Raw genomic sequence first — 22,251 nt, forward strand, 5'->3', positions numbered from 1 at the left:
CCGGACCGCCATCCCGACCGGTCAGCACCCCGTGCGCCGCCCAGGGGCACACGCGAGCGGGCTGGCGAACGCCCGCAGGGGTGACTAGATTAGTGCGATGCCGCACGCCTTCCCGTTGCCGTCCCCCCACCCTGAACAGGTGGCTCTTGAGGCGTCCGCTCTCCTGGAGATGCTGGACCTGCTTTGGGGCCGCGGTCAGGAAGCCATGACCGCCGTGCCGCCGTCCCAGCTGCGCGCGCTCACCGTGATCGACGAGCGGGAGGGCATGAACCTACGGGACCTCGGCGAAGTGCTCGGCTCGACGCCCCCGTCCGTCAGCCGGCTGTGCGACCGGCTGGAAGCCGCCGGGCTGATCCACCGCTCCCGCGCCACGGCCAACCGGCGGGAACTGGAAGTGCGGCTGAGCCGTGGGGGACGCGCCGTCCTCGCGTCCGTACGCGCCGCCCGGGCGGGCGAGCTCCAGGCAGTCCTCACCCGCATGTCGCCCGCGCAGCAGCGAGCCCTCTTCGAGGGCATGACCGCGTTCCACAGTGCCGCCCTGGAACACATGGGCGTCATCGGAGAGGCTCCGGCCGCGAACGACATCTGCGACATCGCCTGAGCGCCTGAGCGCCTGAGCGCCCCTGGACGCCTGATCGCCTTGAGCGGCGGATGCCGCCGGGCGGCGGGGCCAGGCCCCTCAGCCCGTGGCCGCGCGGCCGAACCAGTCCATGCACAGCACCAGGGCGTCGTCCTCGGCGTCCGCGCCACGGTGCGCGGCCAGCTCCTGGAGGATGCCGCGCGGCACCGCGGCGGCGGGCAGCAGCCGGGTGGCCTGGATGGCCCGCGCCAGCGCCCGCTCGCTGTACGCCTCTCCGCCCGCGGAAGCGGCCGCGTACACACCGTCGCTGACGAAGACCAGCCGGTCGCCGGGCAGCGCGGTAAAATCCTGCGTCACATACGGGGTCTCCTCGAACATGCCCAAGGGGAGCTGCGCCTCGAACTCGACGCGCTCCACCGCCTTGTCCCGCAGCCTCCACAGTTGCGGAGAGCCGGCGTCCACGACGTGCCCGCGCCCCGTGGCCAGCTCGACGGACAGCAGGAGCGTGGAGACGTACTCCGTACCCCGGTAACGGGCGTAGATCGCCTGGTCGGCCAGAGCGGCCTGATCGGCGATCCCGATGCCCGCCCGGCGGGCGTTGCGCAGGGCGTTGATGGCGAGGTTCGTCAGCAGCGACGCATCGATCCCCTGGCCCATGCCGTTGGTGACGGTCAGGGTGAGGGTCTCCCCGGTGGTGGACCAGTCGAAGTTGTCGCCGTGGATGTCGTAAGCGGGCTCCAACTGGGCGCCGATCGCGTACTCGGGGCGGGCACAGGAGCGGGCGGGCAGCATCTGCCACTGCATCTCCGCGGCCAGAGTGAGCCGGGAGGCCCGGCGGGCCTGGAGGTACAGGTCGGTGTCGCGTTCGGCCACGATGATCTCGTGCCCCAACAGCTCGGCCAGCTCCCTCAGTTCGCGGAACGCCTCGGGCGTGCATCTGTGCTCGGGAAGGCGCACCGTCAAGATCCCCAACCGGTCACCCCGTACCGTGACGGGCAGATGCAGGTCGACGGCGTCGTTCTCGGCCGCGTCCTGCCGGTACGGCTCCTGACTGGCGAACGCCCTGCCCTGGGGGGTGCTTTGTACGGGAAGCGGCTCGGCGGTGTGAGGCAGGAAGGTCACGGGCTGCAGGCACGTGAGGCTGTAATCCGCCATGAGCAGTTCCACCGCGGTCGCCTCGAAGTGCTCGACCAGCGCGGCGCGGAGGGTACGCAGGAGATCGTCCGGGGCTGCCGTGCGGACAGCGCGCTCCACGGCCAGGAAGTTCGTCATGGTGAGGGCCATTCTGTCGAGACGTTACGAAGGAGGAGGAGACCTGCGGTGCGCGGGCGCACGGTGAGCCGTCCGCGGCCGGGGGTGTCCGCACGACCGCCGTGTCGAGCGGGTCCCGCGGGCCTCGGGGCTGTCAGCCACCTTCGTAGTTGTCATGTGACAACTATGAATGCTAACCGGCCCCGTGATGAAGACTCGCCGACGGGGAGCGGTCGGAGGGCGGTCGGCGCGCCATGCGGGCGCGGACGGACTTCCCGCCGCGCCCTTCGCGGGTCACCGTCACCGCGTTCGCCAGGCGGTGCACCAACGGCAGTCCGAATCCGCCCGTCTCACCGCTCACGTCGGGGGGTCGTATGAGGGGGAGACGGGAGCTGGTGTCGCGCACGCAGACGTCGACATGGGCCTCGGCGGCCGCCAGCTCGAAGGAGCACGTGCCGCCCGTGTGGCGCAGGGCGTTGGTGACCAGCTCGGAGACGACCAGCACGACCGCCTCGCCCACGCCCTCCTCGACGGCCGGGTCCAGATCCCGCAGGAACCCCCGTGTCCGCCTGCGCGCCTCCGCGACGGCTCCTGGCCGGCGTGGCAAGACGCAGACGACTTCCTGTGCTGACACGACGGCTGTGTTCTTCTCGCAGCGGTTCACGCGGCTCACCTCGGTTTCTGCCTTCCGGTTGCGATGGCTTTCCACCTCGAAGCAATTGCCCGGAATAACAGGCGCGTAACACCGCGTCCCAGACCGTGCCGGGGTCACCCCCGGACGCCGGACGGGCCGAAACTCTCGGACGTGCGTGCGGGCGGACACGTGCGCCCAGCCGCGGATTCCGTCATTTTCGAGAAACAGCTGAGGGATGCCGATAGCCGGTAGCCGATAGTCGATAGCAGGAGAAATCGACTAGGTGCGATGCGTGATTCGGGTCGAAGTTCGATCTGAAATGCCGCGTCGTCCGGGCTGCGGTGTGAGCAGGCGATCAGGCGTCGATACGGCGCTGGGCGAACCAGTCGGCCATGGCCGGGTCGCGGTGGTCGAAGAACAGCGACTTTCCGGTGTCGAGGGTGGCGATGGCCGCCATCTGGTCGTCCGTGAGTGCGAAGTCGAAGACGTCGAAGTTCTCCGCCATGCGCTCGGGACGGACCGACTTGGGGATGGCGACGACGTCGCGCTGGATCAGCCAGCGGAGCACGACCTGGGCGACGGACTTTCCGTGCCGGGCGCCGATCTCGCTGAGCAGCGGATGGGTGAACAGGTCGTTGCGTCCCTCGGCGAACCCGCCCCAGGACTGGATCTGCACGCCCCGCGCCCGCATGAGTTCCTGGTCGGCCGTGCGCTGGAAGAACGGGTGGGTCTCGATCTGGTTCACCGCGGGCGTGATCTCGTTGTTGAGGGTCAGGTCGACGAGCCGGTCGGGGTAGAAGTTGGCGACGCCGATCGCCCTGGCGAGGCCCTCCCGGTTCAGCTCCTCCATGGCGCGCCACTGGCCGTAGACGTCGCCGTAGGGCTGGTGCATCAGGTACAGGTCGACGTGGTCCAGGCCGAGCCGGGCCAGCGACCTCTCGAAGGCGCGCCGGGTGTTCTCCTCGGCGGGGGCGTCCTGGATCCACAGCTTGGTGGTGACGCACAGTTCCTCGCGCGGGATGCCGCTCTTCTTGATCGCCCGGCCGACGGCCTCCTCGTTCCCGTAGGCGGCGGCCGTGTCCAGCAGCCGGTAGCCGGCGGCGAGGGCCGCGGTGACGGCCTGCTCGGTCTCCTCGGCCGGGATCTGGTAGACGCCGAAGCCGAGGATCGGGATCTCGACGCCGTTGTTCAGCGTGACGTTCCGCATGGGGTCTTCCTCCGGATGTCAGTGGCGGGTACGAGGATGTGACCGTACCGCTCGACCGGCGACATCCAGGGGGATCCATGTCCGTACCCGCACCCGCGTCCTTCCGTTTCCCCACAGGGTGGTGCGCCACCGACCTCGGCTCCCACCGGCCGTGCGAGTTCACCTACGAGGTCTACCCGCTGGAGAGCCTGCCCTCCCTGGACTCCGTCCGCCTCGACGGCGGCTACGGGTGGCTGGGCGGCGGGCCGGGTGCGCCGGAGGGGCCCGAGCAGGGTCACGGCGAGCGCCTCGCGGCCGTGGAGGCCGAGCTCGCACCCCTCGGCCTGCGCCTTCCCGCCGACTTCCGCACCTTCTACGGCAGCGGCAGCCTCGGCCGCGCCTTCGACGAGGTGTCGGTGACCGCCTGCTGGAGCGACCTGTCCGGAGCGTTGCGGAGCCCGGTCGAGGAGGGCGCACGCCTCGTACGGTTCCTCCGGGACCAGCAGGACTGCGTGATCTGGTACTTGTACCTGCGTCCCTCGGGCGAGACGTTCGTGGTCTGCTCGCACCTGGACCTGGAGCTCGCCCCGGACATGGCGCTGGCCGGGCAGGAGCCGAGCGCGGCGCAGGCGGCCGACTTCCGTGCCGCGGCGGCGGAGTCGCTGGTGCGGTGCGCCTCGACCTTCGAGGAGTTCGCCTACCGCTTCGTGGTGGAGAACGAGCTGTGGATGCACCTGAACACCACGAACCCGGACGTCGCGCTGGCCCCCCACCTCCAGGAGTACCTCGACCACTACGCGGCCTCCGTGGGATCCGCGGCGAATAGTGGGTAGCCCGAGAGTATGAGCGAGCAGAATCCGAACAAGGACGTAGAGGAATGGGTCACCGGAGACGAGCCGGCGACCGGGCCCCAGCTGAGCTACCTGCGCACCCTGGCCAGGGAAACGAGCGAAGAGGTCCCGGCGGACCTCACCAAGGCCGAAGCCTCCAAGATGATCGACCGGCTACGGGAGGCTTCGCCCAGGACCGGCGGCTCGCCGGACCCCGGCGGGGCCGGTCGCGGCGGCCCGCAAGGGTGACGGCCACGCTGGGTACGTTAAGGGTGAGGGGGAACGGAAGGGACGTTCCGCTCGCGGGAGGCCGACGATGTCCCGCACGCATCGCTTCCACGTGGATCTGGAGGGGCACTCCGTCACGGTGCTCCTCGAATGGCCCGGGCACGAGATCGAGGTCCTGGTCGACGGTAAGGTCGTGGCCTACCGGCGCAGGCCGGAGAGGCGTGGCACGGTGCTGCACGCGGAGCTCCCCACGGACCCGCCGCAGCCCCTCACCCTGCTCGTCGAGGACATGGGTGACACCCCCTTCTGCTCCCTGATGACCCCCGACGCCCGCTACCGCCGCTTCCTCATGCCCGAGGTGCCCTTCCCGACGCACGCGCCGGGTGGCTGGCGGCCCGCGAGGACGCTACGGCGACTGCTCCGGCACCTGCTCCGCCGACTGCGGCGGATCCTGCGCCGTGTGCCCGGCTGAGGGCGCAGCCGGCCGCCCCCACTCCACCCGCGCCCGTCGCGATCATCAGGGCCGGGGCCCGCGTCGTGCCCCACCTACCCGGAAACCCGGGCGAACGGGTTCCCTCCACCGCAAATGGGTAAATTCCGGTAAACGTACGGCTGAAACGTGCGCTTCTTCGTTCCGCCCCGTGACGTGAGGAGGGGCAGGCATGGAACCGTGGCTGATGTGGCTGATCGCCGCGGCGGTGCTCGCCGTCGCGGAGGTCTTCACCCTCACCGCCGCGCTGGGCCTGCTGGCGGCCGCAGCCTCGGTCACCGCCGGCTGCGCCGCCCTCGGCCTCGCGCTGCCGTTGCAGTTCTTGGTGTTCACCCTGGTCGCGACGCTCAGCGTGCTCTTCGTACGCCCCTTCGCGCTGCGCCACCTGCTCCCGCTGCAAGAGGCACGGTTCGGCGTGGACGCGCTGGTCGGCAAGGCCGCCTACGCCGTCACCGAGGTCTCGGGGCGGGGCGGCAGGGTGCGCATCGACGGCGAGGAGTGGAGTGCCCGCGCCTACGACGACACGCTGGTGATCCCTCCCGGAACGACCGTCGACGTCATGGAGATCAGCGGCAGCACCGCACTCGTCTACCCCCGGGAGTGAACCATGGAAGCTTCGGCGTTCCTCGTCGTCGGCCTCATCGCCGCGGTCTTCGCCGTCTTCACCGTGGTGCGGGCGGTACGCATCGTCCCCCAGGCGCGCGCCCGCAACGTCGAACGGCTGGGTCGCTACCTCCGCACGCTGAAACCCGGGCTCAACGTCGTGATCCCGTACATCGACCGCGTGCATCCCATGATCGACCTGCGGGAACAGGTGGTCTCCTTCAAGCCGCAACCGGTCATCACCGAGGACAACCTCGTCGTCGAGATCGACACCGTCCTGTACTTCCAGGTCACCGACCCGCGGGCAGCCGCGTACGAGATCGCGAACTTCCTGCAGGCGGTCGAGCAGCTCACGGTCACCACGTTGCGCAACGTCGTCGGCTCCATGGACCTGGAGAAGACCCTCACCTCGCGCGACACCATCAACAGCCAGCTCCGTGGGGTCCTGGACGAGGCCACGGGCAAATGGGGGCTGCGCGTCAACCGCGTGGAGATCAAGGCCATCGATCCGCCGCAGTCGATCAAGGACGCGATGCAGAAGCAGATGCGGGCGGAGCGGGACAAGCGGGCCGCGATCCTGGCGGCCGAGGGGCAGCGGCAGTCGCAGATCCTCACCGCCGAAGGGGACAAGCAGTCCGCCGTGCTGCGCGCGGAGGGTGCCCGGACGGCCGAGATCCTCAAGGCGGAGGGCCAGTCGCGCGCGATCGACGAGGTGTTCCAGGCCGTGCACCGCAACGACCCGGACCCCAAGCTGCTCGCCTACCAGTACCTCCAGGTGCTGCCTCAGCTCGCCCAGGGCGCGGGCAGCACCTTCTGGGTGATCCCCGGCGAGGTCACCTCCGCGCTCCAGGCCGTGTCCCGCGCCTTCGGCGAGGTCCTCCCGCAGTCGCCCGCCACCCGCGCGTCCTCCTCGGACGACCGGGCAGCCCAGGCCGCCGACGACGCGGCCCAAGCCGCACAAGCCGCCGCCCAAGCCCTAGCCGACGCGGCCAAAGCCGACCCCACCTCAGGACCACTCCCGTAACGGCCCCGGCCCGCCCGCCCGGCGAACACGCGCGGTGGCGGATCGGCGGATCCCCGCGGCCGGGGCGGCACTCGACTATGCGCCCCGGCGAGTAACCGCAACGGGGTAGCGGCGGCTCAAACCCTGCCGGCGTCATGACGGGCGGGCTGCGATCTGGTGGCGAGCTGCGCCCCAGACTTGCTCGAACTCGTCGGACGTCAGCTCCTCCGGCTCGTGGCCTTCCCATGCGGAGACGGGCAGTTCTGCTGTGATCCCGAACCTGGGGTCGTACTCGTCGAGGGAGGCGGCCGCGATCGGCGTCAGCTCAGGCCCTTGGAGCTCGATTTGCCGGGTCACCCAACTTTCGGCGTCGACCTCGAAGTAGAACCAGATGTCTTCCTCGTCCCAGTAGCAGCGCATCCATGTGGTCACCAATCCATGATGACGGGGGTCTGAGGGCCTCGTGACACTTCACGGCCGGGAAACGTTGGGGTGGGGCGTCGGCCGCAACCGCACCGCCGGCACCCTCCCCACGTTCAGCGGTGGCGGCTGCCCCGGATGGACGAAAGCAGGCTGGAGACTCCCGGGACCGCCCGTCGGGGCCCGGGACGGGGGGAGGTGGGGCGCCGGGTCAGGGGGCTGGGGTGGTGGTGCGGAGGTAGGTGTTGAGGTGGTGGAGGTGGGTGGGGGAGGCTTCGCGGACGGCGGTCAGGATTTCGGGGTGGAGCGCAATCGGGCGGTCGAGGCGTTGGAGGGCCTCGTGGGCTTCGGTGCGGGCCTGGGCGGCGAGGGGGGCGGTGTCGAGGAAGTAGGGCAGCCGCATGCCGTATTCGGTGGCCGTCTCGACGGCATCGGACACGAACAGGTTCACTGAGTCCTCGACCGTCATGTCTTCCACCGGGGCACGCACCGGGGTGAACGGGGCCAGGAGTTCGGGCCGTGCGGACGGGGTGAGGATCATGTCGGCGAGGTGGCGGGCGATGACGGGGGAGCCGTGGAACCCGTCGCGGTAGGTGCCCGTCGCCACATACAGGCCGTCGATGCCGGTGGGGCCCAGCAAGGGTAAGCGGTCCAAGGGGACGGGGCGGTGGGCGTAGTGCCAGCGCCGGACGGCCGACATCGCGAGGCGGGTGTCGAACTGGTCGGTGGCGAACCGCATCAGGGACTGGGTGACACCGAGCCGGGGGCCCTCCGGCGGGTCGAAGCACACGATGTTCGTCGCGCCGAGGTACTCGACGCCGCCACCCAGGGGGACCAGGTGCATGCCGCACGCCCCGGAGCGGGTGGGGGTGCGGATCACCCGGTCGAAGCCGGGGCCCGTGTGCCGCCGGGTCTGGACCGCGCAGCCCGTTCCGTGCAGCAGGGGCGGGGTCCGGTGGGCGAGGACCTGGTCCAGGAGGGGCTGGGAGGCGGCCCCGGCCGCCACCACGACGGCGCCCGCGGAGATGGTGGTGCCGTCGGCGAGGTGCAGTGCGGTGGTCCGGCCGTTCGCGGTCAGCAGCCCGGACACCTGGCCGTCGACGGACGTGACACCCAGGCGGCGCCCGCAGCCCTCCAGGGCGGCGAGGACGGCGCGGGCGTCGACGGCCCCCTCGCGTTCCAGATACAGGGCGCGGACCGGGCGCTCGTGGGGTACGGGCCGCAGGCCCGGGATGTCGAGGGCCTGCACCTCGTGGTGCGGCTCCGCGTACTCCTTCAGCGCCGCCTGGACCGCGTCGAAGTTCCGTACGGCGGTCGGGGTGGCCTGAGCCCCCAGCACGACGAACGTGCCCGGCGCCACCATCGCCGGCGCCGGGCCGCCCCCTTCCCGCAGGGCTTCGAGCCAGGCGGGCCACGCGTCCAGAGCCGCCCGGGCCAGCGCGAACTTCGCCTGGGACGCCGCGTGGCGGGAGGTCACGTCGGTGACCTCGGCGAAGCAGTTGAGCATCGCACCGGCCGCGACCGTCGCCGAGCCCGGCCTGGTACCCGGCCCCGCCACCACCACCCTGAGCCCCGGGGAGCGGCGTACCAGCTCCACCGCGACCGACCACCCGAGCACCCCGTTGCCCGCCACCGCCACGTCCGCAGTCAGCCGCCGCACCGCACCGCCCCCTCTTCCCGCCCGTCGCGCCCCTCAGCGCCCTTCAGGCCTTCACGCCGTCGCGGCAACCTTCCCGCCCCCGCCGCCCGTACACCGCCCGGCCCGAGGAAGATCGCCGGGCCGGGCGGGCGGGCCGGGCTGGGCCTGGCCCGGGGGCGGGACTCAGGACCTCGTGCGGCGCAGGCCGAGGCCCACCAGGAGCGCCGCCGCGAGCAGGATCACCGCGTCGACCCCCAGGACCGTACGCACCCCGTCGAAGAGCGAGGCCTGCGTGGTGGCCAGGACACCGAGCAGCGGGATGCCGATCGTCAGGCCCACCTGCTGCGTGGTGGTCACCAGCCCGGTCGCCAGGCCCTGTTCGCCGTCCGGCACGCCACTGGTCACCACCAGCCCGTACGAGATGATCGCGCCGAGGTGGCACATGCTGGCCAGCGACACGGCCGCGGTCGCCACCCACGCGCCCGACTCCGCTCCCACGGCGAGCAGCGCGGCGGTCAGTACGCCCTGGCCGAGCAGGGAGCCGACCAGGGTGCGGCGGGCGCCGAAACGGCCGATGACCTTCGGCGCGTAGGCCCCGGCGAGGGCGGAGGCGGCGCCCTGGACGCCGAAGACCAGGCCCGTCAGGAAGGAGGACAGCTCCAGCGTCTCCTGGAGGTAGAGCGTCAGCACGAAGATGACCGTCGACATCATCGAGAACGTCACCAGGCCGCCGACATTGCCCCAGGCGACCGTGCGCCGCTTCAGCATCGGCAACGAGACCAGCGGAGCGGGGGACTTCGACTCCACCGCCACGAACGCGGTGAGCAGGACGAGTCCGAGCACCAGCGTGCCCCACACGTCCACGTCGCCGAAGCCGCGGCTGGCCGCCGTCGACAGGGCGTAGATCAGCGCGAGCAGACCGCCCGTGACGGTGACGGCGCCGGGGACGTCCAGGCGGGGCCGCTCGGTGGTGCGGGACTCCGGCAACAGCCCCGGCGCGAGGGCCAGTACGACCACCGCGGCGACCGAGAGCAGCCCCATGGTGGAGCGCCAGCCCAGGGTGTCGGTCATGACGCCGCCGAGGACCATGCCGATGGTGAAGCCGAGGGACAGCAGGGTTCCGGAGATGCCGAGCGCCCTGTCCCGCAGCGGACCCTCGGGGAAGGTCGTCGTGAGCAGGGACATGCCCGTGGGCACGATGACGGCCGCGCCCAGGCCCTGGAGCGCGCGCCCGGCCAGGAAGGACGCCGGGTCCCAGGCGAGGGTCGCGAGCAGGGAGGCCGCGCCGAAGACCAGGAGTCCGGTCAGGAAGAGCTTCTTGCGGCCGTACAGGTCGGCGATCCGGCCGAAGAGGAGCAGGAAGCCGCCGGAGGGCAGCGCGAACGCGGTGACCGCCCACTGGAGGGCGGACTGGCTGAGCCCGAGATCCTTGCCGAGCACCGGCAGAGCCACGTTCAGTACGGAGAAGTCGAGCGCCACCATGAACTGGGCGGCGCAGAGTACGAAGAGGACCAGCCGGGCGCGGCCGGAGAGCCGGCCGTCCCCCGGAGCCGGGGGAGTCTGGGCAGCCGGGGGAGTGGAGGGGGCCGCGTGAGCCCCGGCAGTCGGGGGAACCGCCGGGTGCGGTCCGCTGGTTGTCGTCTGTGTGTCGATCGCCATGGCCACCACCCTCGTGGCCCGGGAAGGTTCGTGGAGAGGAGGAACTTATCCTGGTGTCGCCGCCACCAGGCAGCTGACAGGGGGGACTCAGTGGCCACACCGATCGACGCGCACCGGCGCAGCGAACTCCGCGAGTTCCTGATGAGCCGACGGGCCAGGATCACCCCGGCGCAGGCCGGCCTCCCCGACGGCGGGGCCCGCCGCCGCACCCCGGGACTGCGCCGCGAGGAGGTCGCCGTACTCGCCGGGGTGGGGGTCTCCTGGTACCAATGGCTGGAGCAGGGACGCGACATCACGGTGTCCGCGCAGGTCCTGGACGCGGTGGGCCGGGTACTGAAGCTGACCAGCGCCGAGCGCCGGCACCTGTACGTGCTCGCCGGACTCAACCCGCCGGCCCTGGAAGTCGCCCCGGCCGACCGGGACATGTGCGCGGGCCTGAAGCGGCTGATCGAGGCGTGGATGCCCTTCCCCGCGCACATCATGGACGCCTACTGGAACACCGTGCTGTACAACGACGCCGCCGCTCTGGTGTTCGGGATGCGGCCCGAGATCGTCCAGAACTGTCTGATCGCCTTCTTCACCGACCCCATCTACCGCTCCCGCTCCCCGCATTGGGAGGAAGTCGCCAAGGCCGTGGTGGCGCAGTACCGGGCCGCCTGCTCGGAGCGTCCCCACGACGAGGGGTTCCGTGCCGTCGTCGAGGAGGCGCGCGAGCTCAGCCCCGAGTTCGCCGAGCTGTGGGACCGGCGGGACGTGCGGCCGGGCGGACAGACGCAGAAGCAGATGGAGCATCCGGTGGTCGGCACCCTGCACGTGGAGTCGACGCAGCTGCGCGTACCGGCCCGCCCCGACCTGGCGATCGTGCTCCACACCCCGCTGCCCGAGACCGGCACGGCCGAGAAGCTGGAGTGGCTGGCCTCGCCGGAGGGCCGGCGCGAAGCGATGTTCCCCCTGGCCGGCTGAAGCGGCGCCGTTCACCCGGCGGCCACGGGGTGGCCGGCCGCCCGTTCTGGACCGGCGGTGGGGTTTGCCGGCCGGGCGTGCTTTGCTGGAGACATGATCGATGAGTTCCTGGCCCATGGCCTGTCCGATGTGGAAGAGGCCGTCCGCAAGGCGGCGGCGATCGAGATCATGCCGAGGTTCAGGCAGCTGGCCGAGCACGAGGTCGTCCAGAAGAGCGGTCCCCACGACCTGGTGACCGTCGCCGACCGCAAGGCGGAGGAGCACCTCACGGCCGCCCTGACCCGGCTGCTGCCCGGTTCGGCCGTGGTCGGCGAGGAGGCCGTGCACGCGGACCCGACGGTGTACGGGGCGCTGCGCGCGGACGCGCCCGTGTGGATCGTCGACCCCGTGGACGGCACCCGGCAGTTCGTCAACGGCGACCCGGCCTTCTGCACCCTCGTCGCGCTGGCCCACCGCGGGGAGATCCTCGCGTCCTGGACCTTCGCCCCGGCGCTGGAGGAGCTGGCGACCGCCGTGCGCGGGCAGGGCGCGTACGTCAACGGCGAGCGGCTCCACAGCGGTTCGCCGCAGCCGGGCGCCGACCTGCGGGTCGCCGTCGCCCACCCGCTCTACACCTCCGAGGCGGACAAGCGGACGCTGGGCCGGCTGGACGTGCCCGGGGTGGCGGCGAGGCCGTGCGGTTCGGCGGGCCTGGAGTACCTGAAGGTGGCCCGCGGCGAGGTGGACGGCCTGGCCTTCACCTGGCCCTCGGCCTGGGACCACGCGGCCGGGCTGCTGCTGGTCGACGAGGCCGGCGGCTCCCAGAGCACCGTCGACGGGGTCCCCTTCCGAGTGGACCGGGACAACGCGCTGCCGTTCGCGGTCGGCCGCGACGAGCCCACGACCGCCCGCGTCCTCGCGCTGCTCCGGGGCGCCTAGGCCGTCTCTTTCGGATCTTGCCGGGCCCGCGCCGCCCGGCACCGCGCCTCGCCGCGTTGTCGGGGCGCCCGAGTACGTCCAGTACTCGGGCGCCCCTCCGCCTTGCGATGCACGGCACCGGACGACGCGGGCTCGACCGACAAGATCCGAAAGAGACGACCTAGTCCTCTGACACGAGCCGCCGCGGGTTCGTGTTCCCGGAGTCACGGGTGTGCGCCCCGCCGTGTCCGGCGCCATATCCTGAGGGCGCAGGCGCCGCCGGAGACGAAGGAGTCGCAAGTGCCGTCGATTCTCGATGCGGTCGTGGTGGGGGCGGGGCCCAACGGGCTGACCGCCGCCGTCGAACTGGCCCGGCGCGGCTTCTCCGTGGCCGTCTTCGAAGCCGCGGACACGGTCGGGGGCGGAGCCCGCACCGAGGAGCTCACCCTTCCCGGCTTCCGGCACGACCCCTGCTCGGCGGTGCACCCGCTCGGCGCCGGCTCGCCGGTCTTCGCCACGATGCCGCTGAAGCAGTACGGGCTGGAGTGGCTGCACGCCCCGCTGCCCATGGCGCACCCCTTCGACGACGGTACGGCCGCCGTCCTGTCGCGCTCGGTCGCGCAGACGGCGGCCTCGTTCGGCCCGCGCGACGCGGGCGCCTACCGGCGTCTCGTCGGGCCGTTCCTCGGCAAGTGGGACACCCTGGCGCGCGACTTCATGTCCCTGCCGAACACCGCGCTGCCCCGCGATCCCCTCACCCTCGCCCGCTTCGGGCTCGCCGGGCTGCCGCCCTCCACCTGGCTCCTGCGCCGCTTCCGCGACGAGAAGGCGCGGGCCCTGTTCGCGGGGCTCGTGGCCCACGTCATCGCACCGCTGGGCGGGATCGGCACCGGCGCCGTCGGCCTGACCTTCGCCCTGGCCGCGCACGCGAACGGCTGGCCGATGGCGCGCGGCGGGTCGCAGTCCCTCTCGGACGCGCTCGCCGGATACCTCCGCGACCTCGGCGGCACCGTCCACACCGGCTTCGAGGTCAAGCGCCTCGACGAGCTCCCGCCCGCCCGGGCCTACGTCTTCGACACCTCACCCACCGCACTGGCCCGGATCGCCCGCCTCGGCCGCGTCTACGACGGCTACCGGTACGGCGCCTCCGTGTTCAAGCTCGACTACGCGCTGGACGGCCCGGTCCCCTGGACCGCCGAGGCGCCGCGCCGCGCCGGCACCGTCCAGATCGGACCGCGCACCCGCGACATCGACGCCGCGCTGCAACTCGCCTCGGGCGGCCGGGCCCCCCGTAACCCCTTCCTCATCACGGCGCAGCCCAGCCTGGCCGACCCCGGCCGGGCGCCGGAGGGCAAGCACGTGTTCTGGGCGTACGGGCACGTCCCCGCCGGCTGGGACGGCGACCTCACCGACGCCGTCGAACGCCAACTGGAGCGCTTCGCCCCGGGCTTCCGCGACCTGGTCCTGGCCCGCGCCACGGCCGGACCTCCCCAGCTCGCCGCCCGCAACCCCAACTACGTCGGCGGGGACATCGCCTGCGGGGCCGCCTCGGGGCTCCAGCTCCTGCTGCGGCCCAAGCTCACCCTCTCCCCGTACACGACGGCGCACCCGGCGGTCTTCCTCTGCTCCTCGGCGACCCCGCCGGGCCCGGGCGTGCACGGCATGTCCGGCCACAACGCCGCCAAGGCGGTCTGGCGCCACCTGCGCCGGCTTCCCTGACCGCGCACGCCCCGCCGTACGCCCCGTACCGCGGGTCTACGAGGGCGCCCGGGTGCCCGGTCGGACCGCTGTGGCCGCGTCCACGTCGGAGTGCATGGGGAAGAGGTGGTCGAGGCCGACGATGCCCAGGACGCGGGCCGTGCCCGCGGGGACCGCGGCCAGGGCGATGTCCGCCCGGGCGGCCACGGCACGGTTGCGGGCGAGGATGAGGGCGGCGATGCCGCTGGAGTCGCAGAACCGCAGGCCGGAGAGGTCCAGGACGAGCAGCTGGCCCGGTCGCAGGCTGAGCGCGACCAGAGTCTGCCGCAGGCGCGGCGCCTGGTCGAAGTCGAGGTCGCCCGCGATCTCCATGACGGGACCGGTCGGGGCGTCTCTGGTGGTGATCGTCAGGGAGTTCATGTCACCTCGTGTCCGCGCGGAACGGCTGGGGGACGCGGCACGCCCAGCGCGAGGAGGGCGGTGTCGTCGTCCAGTCCCTCGCCGAAGCCGGCGAGGAGCCCGGTGAGGGCGGTGATCAGCTCCTGCGCCCCGCCGTGGGTGCAGCCGACGGCGAAGGAGCGCAGGGCGTCGTCCCCGTAGAGCTCGCGGTGCGGGCCGATGCGGGCTTCCGTGAGGCCGTCGGTGTACAGGAGGAGGGTGTCGCCGGGGCCCAGTGTGGTCTCGGCGGAGGTGAACGGGGGATCGGGCAGCACGCCGATGAGGAGACCGCCGGGGGTGGGGAGGTAGTCGGCCCGTCCCTCGGCACGCAGGACGAGAGCGGGGGGATGGCCGCCGGACGCGAGGCGCACGGCGGTCGTGCCGGCGGTGGCGTCGTGTTCCATCACGCCGAAGATCGCGGTGCAGTAGCGCGGGTCCCCGCTCGTGAACTGCTCGTGGAGCACGGTGTTCAGGGTGGCCAGCGCGGCGGCGGGGTCGGGGTCGTGGAGGGCGGCGGCGCGCAGGGTGTGCCGGGTCAGGGAGGTCACGGCTGCGGCCTGGGGGCCTTTGCCGCAGACGTCTCCGAGGAAGAACGCCCAGCGCTCGTCGTCCAGCGGGAACAGGTCGTAGAAGTCTCCGCCGAGCCGGTCGACGGAGGCCGTGTGGTAGTAGGAGGCCGCCGTCATCCCCGGTACCGCGGGCAGGGCGGCGGGCAGCAGGCTCTGTTGCAGGACCGCGAGTGCTTCCCGTAGCCGTTCCCGGTCCGCTTCGGCCTGGCGGCGTGCCTCTTCCGCCGCGCGGCGCTCGCGGAGCAGCTCGTTCTCGTAGGCGCGTCGCTGTCGTGCGTCGAAGACGGTGGTGCGGATGAGCATCGGCTCGCCGTCGCCGCTCGTCTTGACCGTCGAGGAGATCAGGACCGGGAGCCGTCTCCCGCCGGAGCCCTTGAGCTCCAGCGCGATCTCGCTGACCTTGCCCTGCATGCGCAGCAGGGGCGCGAAATGCGTCTCGTGGTAGAGCTTGCCGCCGACGGTGAGCAGGTCGGTGAAGCGCTTGCGGCCCACGACGTCCTCGCGCGTCAGGCCGAGCCAGTCCAGGAGCGTGGCGTTGACCTTGGCGATGGTGCCGTCCATCAGGGTGGAGAGGTAGCCGCAGGGCGCGGACTCGTAGAGTTCGTCGGCGGTGTCCTCCAGCAGGGTGGTGAACGCGGCGTCGGTGGCGGCCTTCTCGCCCTCCGGTGGCGGCGGGTCGTGCGCCGTGCGGCACATCACCGCAGGCTCCGGACGAACGACCTGATGGCCGACGTGGTGGCCTCGGGGGCGCTCAGCTGGGGGCAGTGGCCCGTCGCGTCCAGGGTGATCAGGCGGCTTCCGGGGATGGCCGCGTGGACGTAGGCGCCGACCTCGCGCGGTGCGATCACGTCCTGCGAGCACTCCAGCACCAGCGTCGGCACGCCCACCGACTTCAGGTCGCGGCGGCTGTCGGAGAGGAACGTGGTGCGGGCGAAGACACGGGCCATGGCCGGGTCGGTGGCGCAGAAGCTGTTGGTCAGCTCCTCTCCCAGTTCCGGACGCTCCGGGTTGCCCATGATCACCGGCGCCATGGCGGCCGACCAGCCGAGGTAGTTGGACTCCAGCGACTCCAGCAGCTCGTCGATGTCCTCGGCGCTGAAGCCGCCACGGTAGGTGTCGTCGTCGATGTAGCACGGTGAGGGGCCGACCATGACCAGCGAGGAGAGCCGCTCCGGGGCGGCCGCCGCCGCGAGGACCCCGATCATCGCGCTGACCGAATGCCCCACGAAGGTCACGTCTCGCAGGTCCAGGGCCTCGCAGACCTCGATCACGTCGCGGGCGTAGCCGTCCAGCGACGCGTACCGCTCGTCGTTCCAGGCGGAGGGGTCGGAGCCGCCCGAACCCACGTAGTCGAACAGGACCACCCGGAATTCCCCGGCCAGCGCGGGCGCCACCAGGCGCCACATGTTCTGGTCGCAGCCGAACCCGTGGGCCAGCACGATCACGGGGTTGCCGAGTGAACCGCTGACCTTGACGTTGTTCCTCCGCATGATGTCCATCGCGCCATCCTGTCATCCGGAACGCAAGCGGTCTCCGGCCGCCCTGTGCTTCCCTGATCATGGCCGGGTGGGGGGCGCGCCCCCGCAGGTCCGATCCCGAAGGGAAAGCGATGGTCTGCATCACCCTGGTCCTGGGCGACATCACCGCCGAGGCGGCCGACGCCATCGTGAACGCCGCGAACTCCTCGCTGCTCGGCGGCGGCGGGGTCGACGGGGCCATCCACCGGCGCGGCGGGCCGGAGATCCTGGCGGCCTGCGAGGACCTGCGCCGCTCGCACTACGGCAAGGGCCTGCCGACGGGCCGGGCCGTCGCCACCACGGCCGGCCGGCTCCCCGCCCGGCACGTGATCCACACGGTGGGCCCGGTCTGGTCGCGCGAGGAGGACCGCTCGGAGCTGCTGGCCTCCTGCTACCGGGAATCGCTGCGGGTCGCCGACGAGCTGGGGGCCCGCACGGTCGCCTTCCCGGCCATCTCCACCGGGATCTACGGCTGGCCCATGGACGACGGGGCCCGGATCGCGGTGCGGACCGTACGGGAGGCCCGGACGGAGGTGGAGGAGGTGCGGTTCGTCCTCTTCGACGCGGCCGCCTACGCCGCCTTCGAAGAGGCGGCCGGGGACGACGGGGACGCCGCGGACGCCGGATAGGACCCCCTGCGGCTACCCGCGGGGGCGCGGGCGGGGGTACGTACGGGACTGCTTGACGCTGCCGTACGCGAAGCTCGACTCGATGGAGGCGATGCCCGGGATCGCGTGGATCCGGTGGCGCACCAGGGCCTCGTACGCTTCGAGGTCCTCGATGACCACGCGGAGCAGGTAGTCGCTGCTGCCCGCCATCAGATAACAGTCCTGGATGTGCTCGATGAGCGCGACGTGTTCCTCGAACACCCGGACCGCCTGCGCGGTGTGGCGTTCCAGGCGGATCCGGACGAAGACGGTGACCGGCAGACCGAAGGCGACCTGGTCGACCATGGCCGTGTAGCCGCGGATGAGGCCCGCCTCCTCCAGCCGCCGTACGCGGCGCAGGCACGGCGACGGGGACAGCCGTACGCGGTCGGCGAGGTCCTGGTTGGACAGGCGTCCGTCGGCCTGCAACTCCCGGATGATCTGCAGATCGACTGCGTCCATGGCTCTCCTTGGCAGATTCTGCCCCAAACGTATGTCCGAGGAGCAGAACTGGCAATCGGCTGCCCCGCTCCACGCCCTAACGTTGCCCGGGACGGGCCGGACCGGCCCGGTCCCAGAGGCTGGAGCAATTCCCTTGGTCGCGACGAACACCTCCCCGGCGGCCGCGCCTCCCCGTGCGGCGGGCCCGCAGGCCGGACACCCCGGCCGGCGCGGGCTCTCCCCCCAGGCCGAGGGCATGCTGGCACTGCTGGTGACCGTGGCCATCTGGGCGGCCTTCGCGCTCAGCGCCCGCGCCCTGAGCGCCTCCTCCCTGCTGCCCGCCGACGCCGCCCTGCTGCGGTTCGGGGTGCCCCTCGTCGTCCTGTTCCCCGCCCTGTGGCGCCGCCGCCGTCGCATCGCGGCGGTGCGGCCGGGCGCCGCCGCCAAGATCATCTGTGGTGCCGGGGTGCCCTTCTTCCTGGCCGCCATGCACGGCGGCGCCCTGACCTCCGCCGCCTTCGTCGGCTCGATCGTCCCCGGGATGGTCCCGCTCTTCGTCTCCGCGATCATGATCCGGCGCGGGCACGGCGTCCCCCGCGGGACACAGGCGGCCGGTCTCGCGCTGATCGCGGCCGGTGTGGCCGCCCTCGTCTGGCGCTACGTGGTCCCGGTGGACACCGACGTGCTCGCCGGCTCCGGCATCCTGCTGGTGGCCAGCGGACTGTGGGCGCTCTACACGGTGGGCCTGCGCGAAGTCGACCTCGACCCCGTCGGGTCGATCGGACTGCTCTGCCTGCCCTCCTTCGCGGTGATCGGACTCCTCGCCTTGACCGGCGTGCTCCCTACCGGCATCGCCCACGCGGCGGGCGGCGACATCGCGCTGTTCCTCGTCGTACAGGGCCTCGGAGTCGGACTGTGCGCCGGCCTGCTGTACGCCTTCGCCATCCGCAGGCTGGGCGCCGAGCGCAGCTCCGTCGTCGGCAGCCTCAGCCCCGTCGCCGTCGTCCTGCTCGCCGTCCCCCTGCTCGGCGAGTCCCCGACCTTCGCCGTACTCGTCGGCGTCCCCCTCATCACCGCCGGCGTCGTCCTCGCCAACCGCCGGCCCCGACCCAAGGTTCCCGCAGATGCTTGAGCTCCTCCCCCCGCCGCCCACCGACCCGCTGTGGGACCTGACGTACGAGTTCGGTGACGACGACCGGCCCGAGCGCCTGAACCTCGTCCTCGGCGTCTACCGCGACCAGACGGGCACCACGCCCGTCATGGCCGCCGTGCGCGAGGCCGAGCTCCGCCTGGCGCAGCGCTCCGAGTCCAAGGAGTACCGCGGCCTCTCCGGGAACGCCGCCTTCAACCGCGCCCTGCTGGACCTGGTCCTGGGCACCGCCCCCGGCGGACCGGCCGACCGGGCCGCCGCCGTGCAGACCGTCGCGGGCTCCGGCGCGCTGCGGCTGCTGGCCGATCTGATCTGCCGGACCCGCCCGGGCACCACGGTCTGGATCAGCGACCCCGCCTACGTCAACCACCGGCCCATCCTGGAGGCCGCCGGGCTGAGGGTGCGCACCTTCGGCTGGCGCGACCGCGAGGGCGGATTCGACACCGCCGGCGTGCTGCGGGACCTGCGCGACGCCCGGCGCGACGACGTCGTCCTGCTCCAGGGCTGCTGCCACAACCCCACCGGCGTGGACCCGCTCCTCGACGACTGGGAGGCGCTGGCCGAGTCGGCCGTCCGAGGTGGCTGGGTGCCCTTCGTCGACCTCGCCTACCACGGGCTCGGCGACGGCCTGGAGGCCGACCTGCTGGCCACGCGGATGCTGGCGGCGCGCGTGCCGGAGATGCTGGTCGCCGTCAGCTGCTCGAAGAACTTCGGCCTCTACAGCGACCGCGTGGGCTGCGCCATCGTGCTCGGCGCCACGGAGCGGTCGGTACGCAACGCCGAGACGGCCCTGCAGAACGCCGCCCGGACGCTGTACTCGATGCCGCCCGAGCACGGCGCGGCCGTCGTGACCACGATCCTCCAGGACGACGGGCTGCGGGCCGCCTGGCGGGCGGAGCTGGACGTCATGCGGGACCGGATCACGGCCAACCGGGCCGACCTGACCGCGCACCTGGGCAACCTCGGCTGCGAGGAGCAGGCGCGGACCCTCGCCCGGCAGAAGGGCATGTTCTCCATGCTGCCGCTGACCCCGCACGACATGCTCCGCCTGCGCCGGCAGTACGCGATCTACGGCACGACCTCCGGGCGGATCAACATCGCGGGCATCCCGGCACACCGGATCCCCTGCCTGGCGCAGGGCATCGCGGGGGTCCTCGGCGCGGCGGACGCGCCCCGGCCGGTCATCCTCTGAGGGACGCGGGGCCCGGGTACGGCCACCGGCCCCGGGGCCGCTCACCGTACCCGCCGCTGATCGCCGTACACGGAGCCCCGCGCCCGGGCCTCGGATAGGGTGAATCGGTAGGAATCAGGCCCCCCGGGGTGAGGTCGGTGCATTGGACGCTTACCAGTCGACGAGCGAGGTGCCCGACCAGCCCGTGGCGGCTGTCGGGTACGCCGGCGTGCTCCGCGAGCTGCTGCCCATCGCCCTGTGGCGGGAGGACGCCGACGGCCGCATCGTGGAGTGGTCCCTGGCCGCCCAGGACCTGCTCGGGCACCGCCCCGAGGACATCCTCGGCCGCCCCGGCACCTCCGTCCTCGTCCCCGAGGCCAACCGCGAGCTCGCCGACCAGCTCACCCGGCGGGTCCAGGCCGGGGAGACCGTGGTCGGGACCCTGCCCGTCCGCCACCGCGACGGCCACCGCGTCCGGATGGAGATGTGGATCGTCCCCGCCGTCGACCCGCAGGGCCGTACGGGGGCCATGCTCATCGCCGTGGAGACCTCCGAGGTCCTGCACATGCGGGACTCCCTCGCGGCCCTCCAGAGCCTCTTCACCCAGTCGCCCATCGGCCTCGCCACCCTCGGCCCCGACCTGCGGTTCCTGCGGGTCAACGACGCCCTGGCCCGGATGAACGGCGTCTCGGCCGCGGCGCACCTCGGCAAACGCCTCACCGAGGTGGTGCCCGGGGTCAACGCCACCGCGCTGGAGGCGACCATGCGCCAGGTGCTCGACCGGGGCACCGCCGTCGTCGACGTCCGCCGCACCGGGCGCACCCCCGCCGACCCCGAGCACGACCGGACCTGGTCCTGCTCCTACGCCCCGCTGATGGACGGCTCCGGCCGGCGCCTGGGCCTGATCGCCTCCCTCATCGACATCACCGAGGGCCAGCGGGCCCAGGCCGAGGCTGAACGGGCCCGGCACCGCTTCGCCCTGCTGGCGGAGGCGGGCACCCGCATCGGTACGACCCTGGACCTCCGCCAGACCGCCCAGGAGATCGTGGAGGTGCTGGTACCGCAGCTCGCGGACTCGGCCGACGTCCAGCTGCTGGAAGCGGTCCTCGGCCCGGACGAGGGCGGGGGGACGGCGGGCTCCACGGCCGGCGTCATGCGCCGTCTGGCGGCCCACTTCCCCGACCCGTCGGCCCCGACCGCGCAACTGGCCGCGGGCCAGACCTTCCAGATCCCCCCGGGCACCGTCTACGAGCAGGTCATCGCCGAGGGACGGCCCATGAACCTGTACGCCTCCGACATCCCGGCGCTCATCACCTCTCCGCGCGCCCAGGCCCTGCGCGCCTACCTCGCCACCCTCGGCTCGGCCCGCCTGGTCCCGCTGGTCGCCCGCGGCACCGTGCTCGGCGCCGTCGCGGTGACGCGGACGCGCGAGCGCGAGCCCTTCGACGAACAGGACTGCGTGCTCGTCGACGAGCTGGTCGCCCGCGCGGCGCTCAACATCGACAACGCGCGGATGTACACCCGTCAGCGGCACGCCGCCCTGACCCTCCAGCGCAGCCTCACCAACAGCGCCCTGCCCGAGGTCCCCGGCCTCGAACTCACCGGGCGCTACCTGCCGGCCAGCGACCACGACGTCGGCGGGGACTGGTTCGACGCCATCCCGCTGCCCGGCGGCCGCACCGGGCTGGTCATCGGGGACGTGATGGGGCACGGGATCCACGCGGCGGCGGTCATGGGGCAGCTGCGGACCTCGGTACGGACCCTCGCGCGCCACGACGTGCCCCCGGCGCAGATGCTCCGCTCCCTCGACGCCGTGGTGGCCGACCTGGGCGAGGACGAGATGGCGACCTGCGTGTACGCCGTGCACGACCCGGCGACGGGCGGCTGCGTCGTCGCCCGCGCGGGCCACCCCCCGCCGGCCGTGGTCGCGACCGACGGGAGCATCACCTTCCTCGACGGGCCGCCCGGGACCCCGCTGGGCACCGGCGGCCAGGACTTCCGCACAGAGGAGGTGCGGCTGCCCGCCGGGAGCCTGCTCGTGCTCTACACCGACGGCCTCATCGAGGCCCGGGACCGGGACCTCGACGAGGGCATGGCCCAGCTGGCACTGGCCCTGCGCGGGGCCCGGCAGCCGCTGGAGGAGCTGTGCGACGGCATCCTGGAGCGGCTGCTGCCGCACGCCCAGCAGGACGACGTGGCGATGCTGCTGGCCCGGACCCGACCTCAGCCCTGACCCG

At 72.5% G+C, this 22,251-nt stretch carries 23 protein-coding genes; 13 read left to right on the forward strand and 10 right to left on the reverse strand.

The genetic code is table 11. From position 1 onward, the window contains the following. Positions 1 to 97: 97 nt before the first annotated feature. A complete protein-coding gene (locus tag ACF059_RS10755) occupies positions 98 to 601 on the forward strand; it encodes a MarR family transcriptional regulator (RefSeq protein WP_392054367.1) in 504 nt (167 codons plus the stop codon). Positions 602 to 679: 78 nt separating this feature from the next. Here the strand turns inward: ACF059_RS10755 and ACF059_RS10760 are convergent, their stop codons facing one another. The 3 genes from ACF059_RS10760 to ACF059_RS10770 form a co-directional block, all read right to left on the reverse strand. Further along, a complete protein-coding gene (locus tag ACF059_RS10760) occupies positions 680 to 1,852 on the reverse strand; it encodes a PP2C family protein-serine/threonine phosphatase (protein WP_392054370.1) in 1,173 nt (390 codons plus the stop codon). Between the two features lie 172 nt (positions 1,853 to 2,024). Beyond that, positions 2,025 to 2,465 carry an ATP-binding protein gene (locus ACF059_RS10765; RefSeq protein WP_392054373.1) on the reverse strand — a complete coding sequence of 147 codons (441 nt, stop codon included), beginning with the start codon at positions 2,463 to 2,465 and terminating at the stop codon, positions 2,025 to 2,027. A gap of 355 nt (positions 2,466 to 2,820) precedes the next feature. Then, positions 2,821 to 3,672 carry an aldo/keto reductase gene (locus tag ACF059_RS10770; protein ID WP_392054376.1) on the reverse strand — a complete coding sequence of 284 codons (852 nt, stop codon included), beginning with the start codon at positions 3,670 to 3,672 and terminating at the stop codon, positions 2,821 to 2,823. Positions 3,673 to 3,749: 77 nt separating this feature from the next. Between ACF059_RS10770 and ACF059_RS10775 the strand changes: the two genes are divergently transcribed. From ACF059_RS10775 to ACF059_RS10795, 5 genes are all read left to right on the forward strand, one after another. Then, positions 3,750 to 4,484, forward strand: a complete 735-nt coding sequence (locus ACF059_RS10775; protein WP_392054379.1) for a hypothetical protein — start codon at positions 3,750 to 3,752, stop codon at positions 4,482 to 4,484. A 9-nt stretch (positions 4,485 to 4,493) separates the two neighbouring features. Beyond that, positions 4,494 to 4,730, forward strand: coding sequence for a DUF3072 domain-containing protein (locus tag ACF059_RS10780; protein WP_392054382.1), 237 nt, complete (start codon positions 4,494 to 4,496; stop codon positions 4,728 to 4,730). A 67-nt stretch (positions 4,731 to 4,797) separates the two neighbouring features. Further along, complete coding sequence (locus tag ACF059_RS10785) at positions 4,798 to 5,181, forward strand: hypothetical protein (protein ID WP_392054385.1); 384 nt, start codon at positions 4,798 to 4,800, stop codon at positions 5,179 to 5,181. Positions 5,182 to 5,371: 190 nt separating this feature from the next. Continuing rightward, positions 5,372 to 5,803, forward strand: coding sequence for an NfeD family protein (locus ACF059_RS10790; RefSeq protein WP_392054388.1), 432 nt, complete (start codon positions 5,372 to 5,374; stop codon positions 5,801 to 5,803). Between the two features lie 3 nt (positions 5,804 to 5,806). Continuing rightward, complete coding sequence (locus tag ACF059_RS10795) at positions 5,807 to 6,826, forward strand: SPFH domain-containing protein (RefSeq protein ID WP_392054391.1); 1,020 nt, start codon at positions 5,807 to 5,809, stop codon at positions 6,824 to 6,826. Positions 6,827 to 6,958: 132 nt separating this feature from the next. Here ACF059_RS10795 and ACF059_RS10800 read toward each other — a convergent pair whose 3' ends face one another. The 3 genes from ACF059_RS10800 to ACF059_RS10810 form a co-directional block, all read right to left on the reverse strand. Then, a complete protein-coding gene (locus ACF059_RS10800; protein WP_392054394.1) occupies positions 6,959 to 7,237 on the reverse strand; it encodes a hypothetical protein in 279 nt (92 codons plus the stop codon). 199 nt (positions 7,238 to 7,436) lie between these two features. Next, positions 7,437 to 8,885, reverse strand: coding sequence for an NAD(P)/FAD-dependent oxidoreductase (locus ACF059_RS10805; protein ID WP_392054396.1), 1,449 nt, complete (start codon positions 8,883 to 8,885; stop codon positions 7,437 to 7,439). Positions 8,886 to 9,047: 162 nt separating this feature from the next. Next, on the reverse strand, positions 9,048 to 10,523 hold the full coding sequence (locus tag ACF059_RS10810) for an MFS transporter (RefSeq protein WP_392054399.1): 1,476 nt from the start codon (positions 10,521 to 10,523) through the stop codon (positions 9,048 to 9,050). A 141-nt stretch (positions 10,524 to 10,664) separates the two neighbouring features. Here ACF059_RS10810 and ACF059_RS10815 point away from each other — a divergent pair, with 141 nt between their 5' ends. From ACF059_RS10815 to ACF059_RS10825, 3 genes are all read left to right on the forward strand, one after another. Then, complete coding sequence (locus tag ACF059_RS10815; RefSeq protein ID WP_392056593.1) at positions 10,665 to 11,486, forward strand: helix-turn-helix transcriptional regulator; 822 nt, start codon at positions 10,665 to 10,667, stop codon at positions 11,484 to 11,486. Between the two features lie 93 nt (positions 11,487 to 11,579). Further along, positions 11,580 to 12,404, forward strand: a complete 825-nt coding sequence (locus ACF059_RS10820) for an inositol monophosphatase family protein (RefSeq protein WP_392054402.1) — start codon at positions 11,580 to 11,582, stop codon at positions 12,402 to 12,404. 279 nt (positions 12,405 to 12,683) lie between these two features. Beyond that, the gene (locus tag ACF059_RS10825) at positions 12,684 to 14,102 is read left to right on the forward strand and encodes a phytoene desaturase family protein (RefSeq protein ID WP_392054405.1); all 1,419 of its coding nucleotides are present in this window, start codon (positions 12,684 to 12,686) and stop codon (positions 14,100 to 14,102) included. 36 nt (positions 14,103 to 14,138) lie between these two features. On the opposite strand, the gene ACF059_RS10830 is transcribed toward ACF059_RS10825, so the two are convergent. From ACF059_RS10830 to ACF059_RS10840, 3 genes are read right to left on the reverse strand one after another with little or no spacing between them, the layout of a single operon-like run. Next, positions 14,139 to 14,501, reverse strand: a complete 363-nt coding sequence (locus ACF059_RS10830; RefSeq protein ID WP_392054408.1) for an STAS domain-containing protein — start codon at positions 14,499 to 14,501, stop codon at positions 14,139 to 14,141. After that, positions 14,498 to 15,784 carry a PP2C family protein-serine/threonine phosphatase gene (locus ACF059_RS10835; RefSeq protein WP_392054411.1) on the reverse strand — a complete coding sequence of 429 codons (1,287 nt, stop codon included), beginning with the start codon at positions 15,782 to 15,784 and terminating at the stop codon, positions 14,498 to 14,500. The genes ACF059_RS10830 and ACF059_RS10835 overlap by 4 nt, the downstream gene beginning before the upstream one ends. Further along, positions 15,784 to 16,587 (reverse strand): alpha/beta fold hydrolase, encoded by an 804-nt coding sequence (locus tag ACF059_RS10840; RefSeq protein ID WP_392054414.1) that lies wholly within the window; start codon positions 16,585 to 16,587, stop codon positions 15,784 to 15,786. The genes ACF059_RS10835 and ACF059_RS10840 overlap by 1 nt, the downstream gene beginning before the upstream one ends. 110 nt (positions 16,588 to 16,697) lie before the next feature. Here ACF059_RS10840 and ACF059_RS10845 point away from each other — a divergent pair, with 110 nt between their 5' ends. Then, a complete protein-coding gene (locus ACF059_RS10845; RefSeq protein WP_392054417.1) occupies positions 16,698 to 17,234 on the forward strand; it encodes an O-acetyl-ADP-ribose deacetylase in 537 nt (178 codons plus the stop codon). A gap of 12 nt (positions 17,235 to 17,246) precedes the next feature. Here ACF059_RS10845 and ACF059_RS10850 read toward each other — a convergent pair whose 3' ends face one another. After that, positions 17,247 to 17,714 (reverse strand): Lrp/AsnC family transcriptional regulator, encoded by a 468-nt coding sequence (locus tag ACF059_RS10850; protein ID WP_360889309.1) that lies wholly within the window; start codon positions 17,712 to 17,714, stop codon positions 17,247 to 17,249. A gap of 133 nt (positions 17,715 to 17,847) precedes the next feature. On the opposite strand from ACF059_RS10850, the gene ACF059_RS10855 reads away from it, so the two are divergent. The 3 genes from ACF059_RS10855 to ACF059_RS10865 all read left to right on the forward strand — a co-directional run bounded on the left by ACF059_RS10855 (position 17,848) and on the right by ACF059_RS10865 (position 22,247). Continuing rightward, on the forward strand, positions 17,848 to 18,825 hold the full coding sequence (locus ACF059_RS10855) for a DMT family transporter (RefSeq protein ID WP_392054420.1): 978 nt from the start codon (positions 17,848 to 17,850) through the stop codon (positions 18,823 to 18,825). Further along, the gene (locus ACF059_RS10860) at positions 18,818 to 20,035 is read left to right on the forward strand and encodes an aromatic amino acid transaminase (protein ID WP_392054423.1); all 1,218 of its coding nucleotides are present in this window, start codon (positions 18,818 to 18,820) and stop codon (positions 20,033 to 20,035) included. Before ACF059_RS10855 ends, ACF059_RS10860 begins: the two co-directional genes overlap by 8 nt. Before the next feature lie 142 nt (positions 20,036 to 20,177). Continuing rightward, entirely contained in the window at positions 20,178 to 22,247 is a 2,070-nt protein-coding gene (locus ACF059_RS10865) for a SpoIIE family protein phosphatase (protein ID WP_392054426.1), read from the forward strand. The last annotated feature ends 4 nt before the right edge of the window (positions 22,248 to 22,251 follow it).

This window comes from Streptomyces sp. NPDC016562 (assembly GCF_043076955.1).
Lineage (GTDB): Bacteria > Actinomycetota > Actinomycetes > Streptomycetales > Streptomycetaceae > Streptomyces.

What these genes read in the sequence shown, in the direction of transcription:
- ACF059_RS10835 (WP_392054411.1), bottom strand. Translation starts at nt 15,784, where the DNA reads ATGTGCCGCACGGCGCACGACCCGCCGCCACCGGAGGGCGAGAAGGCC.
- ACF059_RS10770 (WP_392054376.1), bottom strand. Translation starts at nt 3,672, where the DNA reads ATGCGGAACGTCACGCTGAACAACGGCGTCGAGATCCCGATCCTCGGC.
- ACF059_RS10785 (WP_392054385.1), top strand. Translation starts at nt 4,798, where the DNA reads ATGTCCCGCACGCATCGCTTCCACGTGGATCTGGAGGGGCACTCCGTC.
- ACF059_RS10780 (WP_392054382.1), top strand. Translation starts at nt 4,494, where the DNA reads ATGAGCGAGCAGAATCCGAACAAGGACGTAGAGGAATGGGTCACCGGA.
- ACF059_RS10790 (WP_392054388.1), top strand. Translation starts at nt 5,372, where the DNA reads ATGGAACCGTGGCTGATGTGGCTGATCGCCGCGGCGGTGCTCGCCGTC.
- ACF059_RS10830 (WP_392054408.1), bottom strand. Translation starts at nt 14,501, where the DNA reads ATGAACTCCCTGACGATCACCACCAGAGACGCCCCGACCGGTCCCGTC.
- ACF059_RS10850 (WP_360889309.1), bottom strand. Translation starts at nt 17,714, where the DNA reads ATGGACGCAGTCGATCTGCAGATCATCCGGGAGTTGCAGGCCGACGGA.
- ACF059_RS10860 (WP_392054423.1), top strand. Translation starts at nt 18,818, where the DNA reads ATGCTTGAGCTCCTCCCCCCGCCGCCCACCGACCCGCTGTGGGACCTG.
- ACF059_RS10810 (WP_392054399.1), bottom strand. Translation starts at nt 10,523, where the DNA reads ATGGCGATCGACACACAGACGACAACCAGCGGACCGCACCCGGCGGTT.
- ACF059_RS10795 (WP_392054391.1), top strand. Translation starts at nt 5,807, where the DNA reads ATGGAAGCTTCGGCGTTCCTCGTCGTCGGCCTCATCGCCGCGGTCTTC.
- ACF059_RS10815 (WP_392056593.1), top strand. Translation starts at nt 10,665, where the DNA reads ATGAGCCGACGGGCCAGGATCACCCCGGCGCAGGCCGGCCTCCCCGAC.
- ACF059_RS10760 (WP_392054370.1), bottom strand. Translation starts at nt 1,852, where the DNA reads ATGACGAACTTCCTGGCCGTGGAGCGCGCTGTCCGCACGGCAGCCCCG.
- ACF059_RS10820 (WP_392054402.1), top strand. Translation starts at nt 11,580, where the DNA reads ATGATCGATGAGTTCCTGGCCCATGGCCTGTCCGATGTGGAAGAGGCC.
- ACF059_RS10845 (WP_392054417.1), top strand. Translation starts at nt 16,698, where the DNA reads ATGGTCTGCATCACCCTGGTCCTGGGCGACATCACCGCCGAGGCGGCC.
- ACF059_RS10755 (WP_392054367.1), top strand. Translation starts at nt 98, where the DNA reads ATGCCGCACGCCTTCCCGTTGCCGTCCCCCCACCCTGAACAGGTGGCT.
- ACF059_RS10775 (WP_392054379.1), top strand. Translation starts at nt 3,750, where the DNA reads ATGTCCGTACCCGCACCCGCGTCCTTCCGTTTCCCCACAGGGTGGTGC.
- ACF059_RS10840 (WP_392054414.1), bottom strand. Translation starts at nt 16,587, where the DNA reads ATGGACATCATGCGGAGGAACAACGTCAAGGTCAGCGGTTCACTCGGC.